The 16,914-nt window shown below is 38.3% G+C and carries 13 protein-coding genes; 7 read left to right on the forward strand and 6 right to left on the reverse strand.

What is annotated here, in order from left to right:
• Positions 1–123: 123 nt before the first annotated feature.
• Entirely contained in the window at positions 124–216 is a 93-nt protein-coding gene (gene petL / locus ACSQ6I_RS17160) for a cytochrome b6-f complex subunit PetL (protein WP_127055704.1), read from the forward strand.
• 58 nt (positions 217–274) lie between these two features.
• Here petL and bioB read toward each other — a convergent pair whose 3' ends face one another.
• Complete coding sequence (bioB, locus tag ACSQ6I_RS17165; RefSeq protein WP_438891506.1) at positions 275–1,285, reverse strand: biotin synthase BioB; 1,011 nt, start codon at positions 1,283–1,285, stop codon at positions 275–277.
• Between the two features lie 141 nt (positions 1,286–1,426).
• On the opposite strand from bioB, the gene ACSQ6I_RS17170 reads away from it, so the two are divergent.
• Together ACSQ6I_RS17170 and ACSQ6I_RS17175 are read left to right on the forward strand one after the other, a co-directional pair.
• Complete coding sequence (locus ACSQ6I_RS17170; RefSeq protein WP_438891508.1) at positions 1,427–1,993, forward strand: GNAT family N-acetyltransferase; 567 nt, start codon at positions 1,427–1,429, stop codon at positions 1,991–1,993.
• A 98-nt stretch (positions 1,994–2,091) separates the two neighbouring features.
• Entirely contained in the window at positions 2,092–3,543 is a 1,452-nt protein-coding gene (locus ACSQ6I_RS17175) for a protein adenylyltransferase SelO (protein ID WP_438891509.1), read from the forward strand.
• A gap of 163 nt (positions 3,544–3,706) precedes the next feature.
• Here the strand turns inward: ACSQ6I_RS17175 and ACSQ6I_RS17180 are convergent, their stop codons facing one another.
• The 4 genes from ACSQ6I_RS17180 to ACSQ6I_RS17195 all read right to left on the reverse strand — a co-directional run bounded on the left by ACSQ6I_RS17180 (position 3,707) and on the right by ACSQ6I_RS17195 (position 9,357).
• Positions 3,707–4,720: a diguanylate cyclase domain-containing protein gene (locus tag ACSQ6I_RS17180; RefSeq protein WP_438891510.1), complete on the reverse strand. Its 1,014-nt coding sequence runs from the start codon at positions 4,718–4,720 to the stop codon at positions 3,707–3,709.
• Between the two features lie 9 nt (positions 4,721–4,729).
• Positions 4,730–7,732, reverse strand: a complete 3,003-nt coding sequence (locus tag ACSQ6I_RS17185) for an ATP-binding protein (RefSeq protein WP_438891511.1) — start codon at positions 7,730–7,732, stop codon at positions 4,730–4,732.
• A 223-nt stretch (positions 7,733–7,955) separates the two neighbouring features.
• Positions 7,956–9,002: a glycerate kinase gene (locus ACSQ6I_RS17190; protein ID WP_438891512.1), complete on the reverse strand. Its 1,047-nt coding sequence runs from the start codon at positions 9,000–9,002 to the stop codon at positions 7,956–7,958.
• A 22-nt stretch (positions 9,003–9,024) separates the two neighbouring features.
• The gene (locus tag ACSQ6I_RS17195) at positions 9,025–9,357 is read right to left on the reverse strand and encodes a DUF565 domain-containing protein (protein WP_438891513.1); all 333 of its coding nucleotides are present in this window, start codon (positions 9,355–9,357) and stop codon (positions 9,025–9,027) included.
• 254 nt (positions 9,358–9,611) lie between these two features.
• On the opposite strand from ACSQ6I_RS17195, the gene ACSQ6I_RS17200 reads away from it, so the two are divergent.
• The 4 genes from ACSQ6I_RS17200 (at position 9,612) to ACSQ6I_RS17215 (ending at position 12,946) form a co-directional block, all read left to right on the forward strand.
• Positions 9,612–10,238, forward strand: coding sequence for a hypothetical protein (locus tag ACSQ6I_RS17200; RefSeq protein ID WP_438891514.1), 627 nt, complete (start codon positions 9,612–9,614; stop codon positions 10,236–10,238).
• 78 nt (positions 10,239–10,316) lie between these two features.
• A complete protein-coding gene (locus ACSQ6I_RS17205) occupies positions 10,317–10,571 on the forward strand; it encodes a hypothetical protein (RefSeq protein ID WP_438891515.1) in 255 nt (84 codons plus the stop codon).
• Positions 10,572–10,583: 12 nt separating this feature from the next.
• Complete coding sequence (locus tag ACSQ6I_RS17210; RefSeq protein WP_438891516.1) at positions 10,584–11,027, forward strand: HNH endonuclease; 444 nt, start codon at positions 10,584–10,586, stop codon at positions 11,025–11,027.
• 101 nt (positions 11,028–11,128) lie between these two features.
• Positions 11,129–12,946, forward strand: coding sequence for an ArnT family glycosyltransferase (locus ACSQ6I_RS17215; protein ID WP_438891517.1), 1,818 nt, complete (start codon positions 11,129–11,131; stop codon positions 12,944–12,946).
• Between the two features lie 175 nt (positions 12,947–13,121).
• On the opposite strand, the gene ACSQ6I_RS17220 is transcribed toward ACSQ6I_RS17215, so the two are convergent.
• Positions 13,122–16,475: an ATP-binding protein gene (locus tag ACSQ6I_RS17220; RefSeq protein WP_438891518.1), complete on the reverse strand. Its 3,354-nt coding sequence runs from the start codon at positions 16,473–16,475 to the stop codon at positions 13,122–13,124.
• Positions 16,476–16,914: the final 439 nt, after the last annotated feature.

Consider the following 16,914-nt stretch of genomic DNA (forward strand, 5'->3'; position numbering starts at 1 on the left):
TTCCGCGTATTTTATCGCAATATGGGAACTGGGGACTGGGAAAGAATTCTTGAGAATTACGAATTACGAATTAATAATGATTCAATAGAAAGTAAGTAACTAACCTAATGTGGAGAAACTCAAATGGCTGTAGTTGAATATGTTGTATTTTTAGGCGTGTTCATGGGTATAGCTGTCGGTTTACTGTTTGGTCTGCGTTCTGCCAAGATCATTTAAGCTGAAAAGCCCTGTAGGGGCAGGGTCTCCCTGCCCTTTTGGAGGTTTCCCTATCTTGTTATTTAATCATCACCGCAGTAGGTAGTTTTTCCTGCTTCTGAAATGGTGGACGCATTTCTAAACCCAGCAAATTCAGCATTTCCCGGTCTGCATCATAATCAGGGCAGGGAGTTGTCACCGTTAACATTTTGTTATCATCGCTGGAAAAGATGGAATTAGCCCCAGCCATAAAGCATAAAGCTTGTTCAACTTGGGAAAGTTTAGCCCTACCTGCACTTAAACGCACATCAGAAGTAGGCATAACAATTCGAGTGGTAGCAATCATCCGTACCACTTCCCATATCGGAACTTCCGGCTGATTTGCTAAAGGTGTACCCGGTACTTGTGAGAGGATATTAATGGGTACAGATTCTGGATGTGGTTGTAAATTGGATAGCGTATACAACATTCCTACCCGATCCTCCACACTTTCACCCAAGCCAAGAATGCCACCAGAACAGACAGTCACATTAGTTTGGCGGACATTTTCAATAGTATGCAAGCGATCGCTATAAGTCCGACTAGTAATCACCGTACTATAATATTCTTCAGAAGTATCCAAATTATGGTTATAAGCATACAATCCTGCATCTTCTAACCGCTTGGCCTGATTTTCTGTCAACATTCCCAAAGTGCAGCATACCTCTAAACCCATAGCCGTAACATCCTGCACCATCTCCAGAACATCCTCAAATTGGGAATTATCCCGCACCTCCCGCCAAGCAGCACCCATACAGACGCGACTCACACCTGTTTCTTTCGCCTTTTTAGCAATGTTAATCACCGTTTCTTTTTCTAACAATGCTTCTGGCTTCACCTCGGTTTTATAGCGAGAAGATTGGGCGCAGTAACTACAATCTTCTGGACAACCACCTGTTTTAATAGAGATAAGCTTACAAACTTGTATTTGTTTTGGGTCATGAAATTGGCGATGTACACTAGCAGCTTGATAAATAAGCTCTAGAAATGGTGTATTATATATTGCCAAAATCTCCGCTTGCTGCCAATCGTAGCGTATTCCCACCTTCACTATCCTTTTATAGATTGGATTTATCAACAACTGTATTTGTGATTATTAACATAACATTACAGTCAAGTACAGCCAGCACAGAATAAATTTACAACTTCTTCAGCATATTTGAAAATACACAGATTTACTAATTTATAGTATATGAATTTAGAACTGCCATTGATTACCAGCGATCGCCTATTATTACAAGTAGCGATTCCGGAAGATATTCCTCAAATTCTTAAATATTTCACCGTTAACAAAGCCTATCTTACCCCATTCTCCCCAGTTTGGATTGATGGTTTTTTTACAGCAGAATATTGGCAAGATCAGATAGACAAAGATCATTTTGAATTTATTAATGATTACTCATTAAAACTATTTATTTATCCCCAAATAAAACCCAAAGAAATTATTGGTCTTGTCAACTTTACCAGTTTTGTGCGCGGAGCCGCTAGTTTTTGTAATGTTGGATATAATCTAGCGGAAAATGCCCAAGGTCATGGCTACATGGCAGAAGCTTTAAAAGCAGCAACTGAATATGTATTTCAAGAGTTAAATTTTCACCGCATCATGGCCAATTATATGCCACACAATCGCCGCAGTGGTAATGTACTAAAAAGACTTGGTTTTGTCATAGAAGGATATGCTAGAGACTATTTATTGATTAATGGTAAATGGGAAGATCATATTCTCACCAGCTTGACTAATCAAAACTGGAAACCATAGGCAGGGAGTCAAAAGGCAGAATGCAGAAATAATTAATTACGAATTACGAATTATCTCAGATGTAATATTAAAATAAGATCAATTTAAACTTACTCATAATGACACCTGCTGAAACTCCAAATCACACAAATTCTAGTAATCCTTTTCTCACCCTTAACTACGAAAGCGCCTTACAATCTCTAGGTGATGACTACTATGACGAAGTTGCAGCAGCAGAATTTCCTCAACATATTTTGCGTTGGCGCAATGATGCACTACTACCCCGTTTAGGTCTTGATCCCCAAGTAGTCACAGACGAAGACTTTATTACCGCTTTTGGTAAATTTCAAGAACGCAAACCCCTATTAGCACTGCGTTATCACGGTTATCAATTTGGTGAATATAACTCGCGCTTGGGTGACGGTAGAGGCTTTCTTTATGGACAAGTACGCGGCACTGATGGCGAATTATACGACTTTGGTACAAAAGGCTCTGGGACAACACCCTACTCTCGTGGTGGTGACGGAATGCTCACCCTCAAAGGTGGAGTCAGAGAAGTTCTAGCAGCAGAATTACTACAACGCTTGGGTGTGAGAACCTCGCGCTGTCTGAGTATGATTGAAACAGGTTTAGGTCTTTGGCGTGGAGATGAACCTTCTCCTACTCGCTCATCTGTAATGATACGGATGAGTAAATCTCATATCCGGTTTGGAACTTTTGAACGACTGCACTATTTAAAGCGTCCTGACTTAACTAAAAAACTACTAGATCATGTAATAGAAACTTATTACCAACATCTAAATGCTGAAAATGATAAATATGCCCTATTTTATGCTGAACTAGTGCAGCGAGTAGCAGAACTAGTAGCACAGTGGATGGCTGCTGGCTTTTGTCATGGAGTTTTGAATACTGACAATATGTCGATTACGGGAGAGAGTTTTGACTATGGGCCTTATGCCTTTATTCCTACTTATGATCTCCACTTTACCGCTGCATATTTCGATTATTATAGACGCTATTGTTACGGACAACAACCTAGTATTTGTCACTTGAATTTAGAAATGCTGCAAGAACCTTTAAAAGCAGTAATTGATATCGGTGACTTGCAAAGTAGTTTAGCTAAATTTGCCGAATATTATCAGGCAGAATATCGGACTTTAATGTTGAAAAAATTGGGTTTTGAAAATTGCAAATTTACCCAAGCTGACGAACTCTTAGCATTAACAATTACCTTTTTACAAGAAAGTCAAATTAGTTATCATCAGTTTTTCTCAGATATGGCTTTTACTTTTTCGAGCAAATGGCGAGATGAACCTGCATTTGTGATGAATACTTCAGAAATTGTCCCTGCTTTGGGAGCATCCCCAATTTTTGATAATTGGTGCGTACTTTATCATCAAATTCTCAATCACTTTGATCCTAATAAAATGGAAAATATTGCCAAAACTCTAGCTAAATATAATCCACCATCCACCTTGCTAAGACCTGTAATTGAATCAATCTGGGAACCAATTATGCAAGAAGATAATTGGCAACCTTTTTATGATTTAGTTGAGCAATTTCAAGTATAAAATTAGTCATTAGTCCATATTTAAAATTGCCTGGAGACTAGAGATTATTTCTGTCTCCATCATATTATTTTTCGGGCTACAATCAGGTTTCTACCCTGAAATTTGGCTTCATTAAGTGCTTTGTTCGGATAATTACCAATTACCAGCCCCAACAAACATGATCTTAACTGATACTTTTAGCTATAATTCTGTTTCTTCCCTGCGCTTTTGCAGTGTAGAGTGCTTTATCAACAATCTCTATTAAAGTATTTGGTATAGTTTTTATATTAGGAAAAATAGTGGTAACTCCAATACTTACAGTCACAAACTTATCAACTCTAGATTGAGCGTGGGGAATCTTAAGATTATATACTTTTTGTCGGATGTCTTCAGCTACAGATATAGCTCCTTGAAAATCTGTATTTGAGAGAATTACCGCAAATTCTTCTCCTCCATAACGAGCTACTAAATCAGTCGGACGCTTCACCGCTAACTTAAGCGCTTTAGCTATTTGCTGTAAACAATAATCTCCTGTTAAATGACCATAAGTATCGTTATAATTTTTAAAAAAATCCACGTCACATAATAATAGAGATAGAGGCAGATTTTCACGAGCGAGTCGTTGCCATTCGAGATTTAAATATTCATCAAATTTTCTCCGGTTGGCAACTCCCGTTAATCCATCTAAAAGAGCAAAAAGTTGTAACTGCTGATTGACTGCAAGTAAAGCTTCTTCAACGCGTTCACGTTCCTTGATTTCTTGCTGTAACTGTTGATTTTTTTCAATAAGTTGCTGATGTTGTTGGTAAATAATTAATTGATTTTTAACTCGTGCTAAAACTTCTAACTCTTGAAAAGGTTTTGTAATGTAGTCTACTCCACCAATTTCAAAAGCCATAATTTTATCTCTTGTTTGATCTAAAGCACTAATGAAAATTATGGGAATATTTGCAGTTTCTGTTTGGGATTTTAATTGCCGACAAACTTCGTAACCATTAATATCAGGCATATTGATATCAAGTAGAATCAAGTTAGGAGGTTCTATCTTCGCTGCCTGAATTGCAACTTGACCACTAACTGTTTTTTTAACTTTAAATCCTTTTGACTCTAACATTTTAGATAGCAAGCGGAGATTGTCTGGGTTATCATCAACAATCAGAATTAGACCAAAATCGTTATAGTATCTAGTTAAAGACATGATTTGATTCTATGCAGGAGAAGTAAGATTAATAATTGTTTCTATGTGAAAATTATCAACTAGATTTTTCAATATATCAGCTATTTCTTGATTAGCATGGGGAATTTCTTTAAATAACTCATAGAGTTTGTAATCGTCAATTATCAGGGCTGCTTCATGAACTTGAGTAATCCAACTGTTAGGCATAAATTGTAAATTTGATGTGGACAATTGTGTTGAATTGAGATTAGTTTTACGAATTTTATTGGGATGATTTTTGTCTGCATAAATATATTGTAAATCAAGATAATATGCCATTTTATCAAACAGAATATTTTCTTCAAAAGGTTTGGCAACAATATCATCACAACCTGCTTGTAAAATAGCTTGTTTGTCTTCTTCAAAAGCACTTGCAGTCAGAGCAATCATCGTCAATTTTTTGCCTTGAGTCATGGCTCGAATTTGCTTAGTTGCTTCATATCCATTCATCACAGGCATTTGTATATCCATCCAAATGAGATGGGGTTCCCATTCTTTGTATATCTCAATTGCTTCTAAGCCATTTTCTACGGCACAAACATCAAAACCAACATATTTGAGTAATTTAACAATTAGCTGTCGATTTTCTAGAATATCCTCAACAATCAAGATTCTATATTGAGGCTGTCCTGGTTCTAGACCAATTACTTGCTTGATATTTTGGACGGGAGAAAGAACATCAACGTTATCAGCTAGACTAAGTTGAACGCAACAAGTAAAAGTTGTACCTTGTCCCAAAATACTCTCAACTTTCACATCACCTCCCATGAGTCTGGCGAATTGACGACTAATTGCTAGTCCTAGTCCAGTACCTTGCATAAACTGTCTTCCACCTTTAGCTTGTAAAAAGGCTTCAAAAATTAATTCCTGATCTTCAATAGCAATACCTATTCCTGTATCTTCAACTTCAAATTCAACAATTATCTTGCCTGTTTCTACTACTAAATATGCAGAATTTTTAGGATAACATACTCTGATGGAAACATGACCAAAAACGGTAAATTTGATAGCATTACCTATGAGATTAATCAGTATTTGTCTGAGCTTACCTTCATCTCCAAACACATATTGACTCACCTCTGTACCAAATTCAGTAATTATATTCAATCCCTTATCTGCGGCTTTGAGGGCAAACATTTCTTGAATGGAGTAAATTAGACGATGTAAGTCAAAATGGCTCTCATTGAGGGTAAGTTGACCAGCTTCAATTTTAGACATTTCCAAAACATCATTAATTAAAGCTAGTAAATGTTCACCACTCCGACTAATGATGTCTAAATTTTCTTGGTCTTCTTCAGATAATGAGCTATTGCGGGTTAATATTTGAGTGAAACCCAAGATAGCATTGAGAGGAGTTCGTAGTTCATGACTCATCTTGGCTAGGAATTGACTTTTAGCTCGGTTGGCAATTTCTGCCTGTTCAGCTGCTTGTTGTAATGCTAGTTGGGAAAACTCTAGTGCGGCAAGCATGAGACTATTTCTCATCTCTTGTGCTACTTCAATTTCAAATGCTTGCCAAGGAAGTGATTTGTTTTTAACTGTTTGTTTCCATAGTTCAAAAGACTTGCGTGGTGTGAGGTACTGTTTATCATCTGAGCTAATAGATACAGCCTTGTGCGGATTACCTGCCCAATTAACAGTTTGAACTTGCTCTGGTCTGAACCAAATGATGTGATAAGACCGATGATGGAGAACAATAGAAATAGCTAAAATACCGCTGGCTATATCTTGAAAATTAGTATAATTTGGGTATATTTGTGATAGAAAATCTGTGTGAAAAATTTCTTGTTGATTTTTTTGATTTAGTATCCAGTCTACTAACTCTTGAGTATCTTGCGCTGAGGGAGTATTACCAATTAAAATTAATTGTCCTTGTAATAAAATAGCAGCACCAGTAGCTCTAAGTAAATTTAATAAACTTGATTCATTACGTTTAAAGACATTGCCAATGTAATCTAATTCATTGGTTAGATTGTGATTTAGTTGTTCCTGAATTAATTTTACTTGTTGACGGTAGAAATTTAATGAACGTTCCCGTTGATTAATTAATTCAATGGAGGCAAAGTGTCCAATAACTTCACAAGTTTTGCGAATTTCATAATCTATATATTTGGGAGAATAATGGTGACAAGAAATCAAACCCCAAAGTTTGTTTTCGTTAATTATAGAAATAGACATAGAAGCAGTAACACCCATGTTCTTTAAGTACTCAATATGCAGCGGTGATATGCTTCTCAATATGGTTCCACTTAAGTCAAGGGGTGTATCTGTGAGGGGATTATTTGTGGGAATAATTTTGACAGGTTTATATTTAATATCTGGGATAACTCGCAGTAAATTTTCGTAGTAAAGTTTTCTAGCTTGAGTAGGGATATCAGAGGCTGGATAATGTAGCCCTAAGTAACTTTCTAGATGACTTTGCTTATCTTCAGCAATAACGACACCACTATAATCCGTTTCAAATCGGTAAATCATCACCCTGTCAAACTGGGTTATATTTCTAATTTCTTGGGCGATAGTTTGCGATAGTTGAGGCAAATTTTGTGTATTTCTGATGTTAGATACTGTTCTTTCTAGCAGATTAATATATACAAGTGAACGTGTAATTGATTGAGTGGGATGAGATTCCAGTTCTAGAATTATAAAATTATCAGAGCGATGAATAATTCCTAAAAAAACAGGGTAGATATCTTGATTAGGTGATGTGATTTCTAATAAATGAAGAGATAAGGCGTTTTCATCAGTTAAGAAGTTAGTCATTAACTGGAACTGTTCTTCAGATAATAAACAGCTTAAATCTTTACCAAGTAAAGATTCTGCGGGAATACCGAAAAATTTATCTGTGTTTTCACTAGCTTGTACAATCTTCAGATTGGGTGTTTGCAATGTGAGTAAAACACCATGTGGCTGAATATGTCCTGAGATATGGATTGGTTCTTGATCACAGTTAGTAATGTCAAAGTTTAGTTGTATGTTAATATTTGAATTTTCCATATATTTATTAATTAATTTTTAAGTTCATGATGGCTACTTGAATTGTAAGAATTCAGGAGTCAGGAGTCAGAATGCTTATGAAATGAAGAATAGAGAGAAGAGAGATTTTATCAAAATCATCAAAGTTGACTAAAAAAGCTTTATTCTCCTGACTTTTGTATTCTCTATCCTGAATACTTACCTTGAATCAAAAAAACATCAAAGAAAATAGGAGATTTAAAAATTAAATATGATTCCTATATATTGCTTTAATTGAGTGTTTAGAGGAAATTTCGATAACTAAATCAACGAGATGAGATTTAAGCAATGGCTTGATAAATAATTCTGGGTGCAATGAAATCCAAAAATAATTAACAAATTCTTCTATTTGTGAATCAGTCATACCGGATTTACCAGCAGCGATCATTTGCTTTTCTGCTTGTTTACGCCACTCTAAAGAATAGCGATAGTCGGTGGGATATAGCATTATTAAACTATCTAAATGCTGCCAAAGTGGGAGATAATTGCTGAGTTGATGGTTCATATCAGTAGCAAAAGCCCGGTTATCATCTGTAATGATGGGTGGTGGTGCATTGGTAAAAGCTGCTGGGTCAATTGGTGGTACACCGACAAACCAACCTTCAAATAAGACAATATCTACATTGGCGACAATTTCTGGGGTGGTGCGATCGCCTGCACCAGAGTAAGCTGATTTATCAAAACGGGGAACGCTGACAGGATTCTTGCCTTGACGAATCTGATCGAGTAAACTTAAACCTAAGTCGATATCGTGGGTTCCTGGTGGACCACGCCAAATCAGACGGGGATACTCCTGCGTTAAAGCCAGGCGATCGCTATAAGTTTTGTACAAGTCATCCAAAGATAAGCTCAAAGTACGATATCCCAACTGCTGGAGAATCAAGCTGAGAATCTGGGACATGGTGGTTTTACCAGTTCCTTGTCCACCTAAAATACCCTGTATGAAGGGTCTACCCAACTCTTGACGACTTGATGCTATTTTGATCCCCAAAGGTAGCCACAAATCCCACAATACCTGTAACATTCGCTGCGGCGGAATTTGCAGGGTATTTTGGCAAAATTGCCGAAAAGAAGGTAACACTAGAGATAGTAGGTGCGATCGCTCTTGAATGACTTGAGATACATTTGCTGGAGTGATATCAAAAACCTTTGCCCTCTCAGTATCCGCCAGGGCAGCCCTTTGTGCTAAAACTTGCCAAGATGCATCTATATTGCCTGTGATCAAAATTTCATTCAGCCACTCACTGACCATAACTAGCACCCGCTCTAAAAAATCAAGAACCTAGCTTAAAGGCTTCCACAAATAGACTATAGATGAAACCAACTTTAAGAAAGTTAAGTGCTTCTACCCAAAGTGCCTGTTTAGCCAAAAAGCTGCGACTGTAAAATATTCTACTAGTAACCTCCGTCAATAGGACTAAAACAGCAGCTATCACCATGTCCAATACCCCTCTTTGTCCAGTGGTAGTAGACACTGCCGATCCCAAAAAGAACCCAAATAAAAAATTAATTAGTAGTAGTGATAATCGCCGCCAAGGATTTACAAACCATTGCCCCACGAGCCTAGCAATAGTATCTAACAGGTTGTTAAGACGAGTATTTTGCATTGATGGGACTAGGAAAAATCAAAAAATGTTTAAATATTCCCATACTGAAGGCATAAATTTCAGATTAGGTTTAATTAAAATGAATTTTATAGCATTATAAATCAATACAGTTACATTCAGAAAATTTATCTATTCAAGCAATTAGAAAAATAGGCGGTTCTGAACTACATTCACTTAAACCCAAATGATGAAACTCTCAACTGAGAACTGACAAGGATCAAGCCTAAAAAATATTATCTCTAAAAAGTATCATTATGAAAACTTCCATGTATCGTAACTTTACTGTTATGGGTTGTGCATTGGGGCTAGTAGGAATCCTAGCTGGATGCTTGGGAATGAGTGTATCTTTTGAATCTGCCAACCCAAATCTATCCCTAGAAGAAACATCTACATTAGAGCAAACAATACCCGCACCTCTAGGTTCCGAAAAAGTTATATCTGCTGGTGCAGACAAGATCACAACTACTCCCAGCCAGCAATCAGAAAAACCCAGTGCAGAAAATTCACCTGATGTATCAGCTTATCAGATAAGCTCCGCTAATAAAAGCAAAGTCTTAGGCAGTTTGCGAATGAGCAATCAAACAAATCAACCTGTACGTCTAGCTCTATTGGCGCACAAGTCAACAGACAAAAAATCCTCCAACAACAAAACTAAATATAATGTTCCGGCTCATTGGGATTTTGCTCCCCAAGAAGGTAGTCAAAAGGGTTTAATTTTATCTCTCCCAGAGGGTAATTTAAAACTAGAAACGGGAGATATTTTAGTAGCTTTTGCCCAAGATGGTTCCCGCAGCTATTGGGGACCTTATGTTGTTGGCGAAACTCCCTCACCACAATGGAATTCCCAAACTAAAGAGTGGCAATTAGAACTAACTCCATAATGGGGAATCAATGAGCGACAAAAATGTACAAGTTGCAAAAATAGCTTAATAATAGATTAAGGAGTAAATAATTGAACTATGAATACATCTATACCTCTGAATCCAGCTTATGACGAAATTATTAAGTTCATCGCAGGTGGAGTTACACCTCAATCTCTAATTGCATTTCAAGCATCAGAATCAGTAAAAGAACGAGTCGCTGATTTAATATTTCGTGAGAAAACCGAAAATCTTTCTGCTGAAGATAAATCAGAACTTGATCATTATATGGTACTTGAACATTTACTTAGACTAGCAAAAGCTCATGCTTATGAATTTGTTACAGAGGAGTAATTAAACCTGAATATGGATCGCCCTTATTTAAATAAAGAACTACGTCGCTTAGTAGCAAGTCGGGCTGATTTTTTGTGTGAATATTGTCTGATTCAAGAAAAAGATACTGTTTTAGGTTGTACTTTAGATCATATTGTCAGCATTAAACATGGGGGTTCTTCCAATGAAGATAATTTAGCTTATTGTTGTGTATTTTGTAATCGTTTTAAAGGAAGCGATATTGGTTCAATTCTTTGGGAAACTAAGGAATTTATCAGGTTTTACCATCCTCGTTGGGATAATTGGGGTCAACATTTTAAAATCAATGGTTTTCGGATTGAATCCACAACAAATATAGGAGAAGTAACAGCAAGAATATTAGGTTTTAATGATCAGCCTCGTTTATTAGAACGCCAAATCTTAATTTCCAAAAAAAGATATCCTTCTCCATTAGCCTTGAAAAGAATCAATTTCTAAAATAAAATGCCACTCCAGAGAACAAAATTGAACTGAAGAACGACTTTTGAATTATTGTGGATGAGAAAGATGCGACTCACCGTGTCTATAAGTATGGATTTATGAGGCTAAAATTGAGCGTTACCAGCCCTGTTGACCAATGGTTTAATAAGATAGAACAGCGTCCAGCCCTTGCTGTGACTATTTCAATTGTGTGGTTGCTGTTGATTAACTGGATAGCTTTTGGCTGGAATTTGGGCAATATTGGCTTGATTGATGAAACTGAGCCACTTTTTGCAGAAGCTTCCCGACAAATGCTAGTAACAGGTGATTGGATTACCCCATTTTTTAATGGTGAAACTCGTTTTGACAAACCGGCGTTAATTTACTGGTGTCAAGCGATCGCATATTCTATGATGGGGGTGAATGAATGGGCAGCCCGTATCCCTTCAGCACTAGCGGCAACGGCTGTAACAGCTTTGGCATTTTACGTTGTCCAGTGGCATTTTGCTCAAAAAGATCAATTAGAACAAGTTGCAAATCCTACTCGCCGTTATTTAACAGCCGCTGTGGCATCGGCTTTAATGGCATTTAACCCTGAAATGATTGTTTGGGCTAGAGTCGGTGTTTCTGATATGTTACTCACCGGTTGTATAGCCTCAGCGCTGTTATGCTTCTTTCTGGGATACGCTCAAAACTCTTCCCCTTCCCCCTTCCCCAACAAATGGTATCTAGCTTGTTATGTGCTGATTGCTGGGGCAATTTTGACTAAGGGGCCAGTGGGAATTGTTTTACCAGGACTAATCATGATTGCCTTTGCCCTATATTTGGGTAAATTTTGGGAACTGTGGCGAGAAATGCGACCGATTTTGGGCATGGGCATAGTCTTCGCTTTATCTGCGCCCTGGTATGCCTTGGTGACTTGGCGCAATGGCTGGAATTTTATTAATGCTTTTTTTGGTTATCACAATATAGAACGCTTTACAGAAGTCGTTAACGGTCACTCAGCCCCCTGGTATTTTTACTTTTTAGTAGTGTTGTTGGGCTTTGCACCATACTCAGTTTTTATACCTGCATCCCTAGCTAGGTTAAAATTTTGGCAGAGAATGCACTGGCTAGATCAAGAACGTTCTCAACAATTGGGTTTATTTGCTTGTTTCTGGTTTCTGGGTGTCTTCGGCTTTTTCAGTATCGCTGTCACTAAACTTCCTAGCTACCTCTTACCTTTAATGCCAGCAGCAGCTATTCTGGTAGCATTGTTTTGGAGTGACCTTTTCCCAAATCCCCAAATTCCCCAACCTCTTAAATCTTTCAATATTAGTAGCTGGGTAAATGTGGCATTTTTATCGACATTATCAATAGGACTATTTAACTTATCAAAAATAGTAGGAACTGATCCGGCTGCACCAGACTTATACCAACAAATTCAAAACTTGGGGTTAACAAATTTGGGAGGGATAATTTGGCTTGTTGGTGCGATTATTATTGCTGCTTTAATATTGAGTTATCATCCACGTCCCATTATTGCGATTAATTTAATAGGGTTCGTGGCATTTTTATCAGTGGTGTTAATGCCTACTTTGTTTGTGATGGATCAACAGCGTCAGTTACCTTTAAGAGAATTATCTGCGATCGCTGTCCAAGAAAAACAACCCAATGAAGAATTAGTCATGGTTGGTTTCAAAAAGCCTACAGTGACGTTCTACTCTCAAACCACGGTTAACTACTTGAAGTTTTCCAAAGAGGCTCTAGACTATATTCAAAATCAAGCCTCCGCAAAAGTCAAACCACCATCACTACTACTTCTGACTGAGCATAAAAAGTTGATTGAAATGAACTTTCAACCAGACGATTATAAGAATATAGCCACCAAAGGTGCTTATAACCTCATTCGTATTCCCTTGCAGAAGATTAAAAAAAGCAACCTGAATATTTCATAATTAGGAGTAGGGGCGAAGCATTCGGGCGATCAATGATCGGTTTTTGTCAAAGACCATTTTCCGAATGCTGATGCTTCCAGCACGCTACGCGAACGCCCGTACAGGGAGTTAGGAGTCAGGAGGTTGAAGAATTTTGGATTTAACATTGAAAGGTTTCCTAATTACCAATTACCAATCACCCATTTTTACCTTTGACTAAAGCCTGATTAATTTGACTTAATAAATCTTCCATTGAGATAGAACGAGGTAAAACCTGGGTAGCAATACTGCCGGAAAGCTGTTCTAATTCACTAACTTCATGATTTTCTCTGGACTGATATCCATTGTTTTTTTGTGTTGCCATTTCTGGATATTTGACTTGATTTAATGTTTTGTCCAGTACTAAAATTGGCGGCAAATTAAATGGTAAATCTGACAAAGTTGTTAATACTTTTTGTACTTCTTTGTGAATAGCAGACTCACCCAAACAAATTAGTAGTAAATCAACACTTTGATGACGGAGTTGTTGTAGCACTTCTGCCCAGCAGTTACCCATAGCTGCTTTCAAGCCAGCGGTTTGTAAGTACTGAATTAAAGCTTGGAACCATTCAGATCCTCTTTCAGTATTGAGGGAAGAATCATTACGACTATACTCATTTTTGAGCGATAGCGAAGCGCTGCTGCTTTCAGCAGATCGCTTATTGTCTCTCAGTGCAGAACTTTTTTCTCCCCGATAACCCTTAACCGGCTTACCTCTTACCTGTGGCAAATCGCGCAACATCGTCACATCAACTACCAAGATATTAGGAGGACAGCCAATAGCAGAGGCAATTTGTAGTACTGACAATAAAGCATCTGGTTTGGTTTTGGGACTGGCACTTTCCTTACCTAATGGAGTTAAGTAAGGGAACACCGATAATCCAGGTATTTGGGAAGCTGTCAAAGTAGTCGCAACATCGCAAGTTACCAGGGGGATAGCGGCTAATCGGGGGTGGTTAGTCAACTGTTGGAGATAATTTTGGGCTGTGGAACTTTCCACATCTAGTAAAATTACATCAAACTGCCACACCCGTGCTAAAAGTTCTGCCTGATCTAAGTCATCTACTTCAATAACTCGATGTTCTCGCAGGGAGGGTTGGGGATTGACCGATTCTAATTCTGGATTTACCAACCTGAGAATCCGCAGCGGAGTTTTTGTAGTTGTGATTTCGGGATTTTCTAAACCTATCGGCTCAACTTCTGGTGCCGCACATAATTTTTCTAAAATGGGTACTAAAGCTTGATGCTCTACTGGTAAGCTCAAGAAATTATCGGCTCGGTGAGCAAATGCCTGTTCCTTTTCTGCTCCCGTAGCTGTGACAATCACCGGAATATGGCGAGTTGCACTATCAGATTTTAGTAAAGTCAGCACATCCCAACCTGATAGCAGGGGTAACAACGGATTCAAAAATATAGTTATTGGTTGTAAGCGACGAGCTTTTTCTAACGCTTCTGTCCCCGACCGAGCAATTACCACCCGATAACCTAAGCCTTTGAGATGTTGGGTTAGGTCTTCAATATATCGAGCTACTGCTTCGACTACCAGCACTAACCGTTGGGAGGAGATTGGTTGATGTGATTCGGAATTTCCCCCTTCTGATTCGGCAAAGCTGGTTTTGGGAGGGCATGGTGGTAAGAGTAGTGTAAACTGGCTACCGTTGCCTTCGCGAGATAAGAAGCTGACATCTCCACCATGTAGGCGAGCTAAAGCCCTTGTTAATACCAATCCCAAACCAGTACCTTCAAACTGACGAGTGAGGGGATTTTCCAGTTGTTGGAATTTTTGAAAGATTAAATGTTGTTGGTGTTCGGGAATACCAATGCCTGTATCCCAGATGGTAAATGCAATCCATCCTTCCCAGCGATTTACCCGCAGTCCAATTTCCCCAGAGGTTTCGGTGAACTTAAAGGCGTTGGAAAGTAGGTGTACCAGCATTTGCCGCAATCGCAATTCATCTGCGACTATCTGCTCTAAACCTGGTTCAATAGTCAAGCTGAATTGGTGATCTGGTGAATGTTTACTTTCAGATGGAGAGGAGTGGGGTACTTTGCTTGGTTGATTGTGGAGTGTTTTTATTTCTGATAAAGCGCGATCGCACACTTCCCTAATTTGCACTGGAGACGGATTCAGTTCCATCTGTCCAGTTTCCATCCGCGTCAAATCTAAAATATCATTAACCACACTCATCAAATGTCGTCCACTTTGATGAATTAAGCTGGCATAACGCGCTTGTCGCTCGTTCAATTCTCCTAATTGTTGATCAACTAGTAAGCGTGATAAACCCAAAACTGCTGTTAGTGGTGTTTTCAATTCATGACTAATACAAGCTAAAAACTCATCCTTTAACCGATTTAGTTGAATCAAATCAGCATTCTTAGCTGCCAGTTCTTTAAAAAGTTGTTGTTGCTCAGTTACATCAGTTGCTAAAACTAACCACAACTCATCATTACCAAGTTCTGAATTTTCACTTCTGAGCGTCACTTCCGAATCAGCACTCAAAACCTTCAACTCCGGACTATCTAAAGGGATTTTAGTAAACTGCCAAATTCGCTCCTGACCATTCTGAATTTCGACAACGCAAGTACAAGTACCCAGTTGAGTATCCAAAAAGCAGTGACTAGATGTAGTGTTTACAGGTATTTGTGGCTCCTGCATGATAGGCAAAACTGAAGATGAATCTGTTGAATTAATTCCTTCACTTCTCAGATGCCGTTTCATCAATGTGTTTGGCTCTTCATTTTCACCCCCTCTACCATTGGGGTAAACTTTCACAGCTTTTTGGTTGAGGTATTCCTGATTTTTTTCTTGCTTTTTAACATGAACAGGAGCAAGGATAGTTTCTACTTCTTGCCTAATTCCTTCGAGATCTTTGAAAACTCCCAATTGTTGCCACCAAGCTGGATTTTGTGTTACCACTTCGCCATTACTTGTTTGTAACATCAAAGGCCAAGGTAGTCTTTCCAGCAACTGCACTAAAGGATTTTGTCTGCGTGACTGATATTGATTTTGCTTGTAGCGACGAGTCTTTAACCCAGCATGATTCTTGGTTTCAGTTGCAGGAAGACCCGCAACAATTACTGCTTTCTCTTTAGCCAAAAAACGTAGTAATCTGGGGCTATCTAGCAGCCCCAAAAACTTCCCCTCCGAGTCGATCAACACCCAATCTAAATTTCTATTTTTTTGGCTTTGTTGGCATGGCAAAAACAAACTAAATTTTTCTAGCCGCTCAGAAGCTTGTATTGTCTGTATTGGCGAAATCAGACTAGAACTCAACGTAGAAATCGGCTGTTGTAGATTTAAAAACGTTTCACCACTGGCTGCTGCCAATAATTTTGGGATTAAACTGGCAGAGTACAACAATCCGATTGGGCATTGTTGTTGATTCACCACTACCAGGCGATCGCACTGCTCTTTCTCCAAAATCTCCAGCACCACTGCCAGAGTACTCGTTTCTGGGCAGCTGGGTACGGTTGCTAGAAAGTCATAAAGCGGGTACTGTAGCATTAACATAAGGCTTAGGGGGGTCATTCTTCCTGTCGTCGCCTCTGGCTTCAACATCTGCCAAAGTGCTGATGGTTTACATACCTGAAGCAATATCCTTCAAGAAGACTCATATAAGCGTCTTTGGTTATAATTCAAATTTAAATGAAGCAACTAAATTGGCTCTGACAGACAATTACTTGCCTCCCACAGTTTCCAGAGCCTCCATACTTCCCTCTGCTCACCCTGTTACCAGAGCGGCCATCTTCACCAGTAAGATACTGGTATTTAAACTCCTCATCTATAGTTACAGCTAAAACAATTATCGCTCCAAAGATTCGCTTTAGAACCTTGAGGAATTATAATGATTTAGAATGCGACAATACTTTAAGTTCGTTTATGTATCTTATCAAGGAGTGAAATGAAAAAATCTATATTCAGATAGATATACATACTCAGATCAGGAAAT

It is taken from the genome of Anabaena sp. WFMT (assembly GCF_051781005.1).
Taxonomy (GTDB): domain Bacteria; phylum Cyanobacteriota; class Cyanobacteriia; order Cyanobacteriales; family Nostocaceae; genus Anabaena.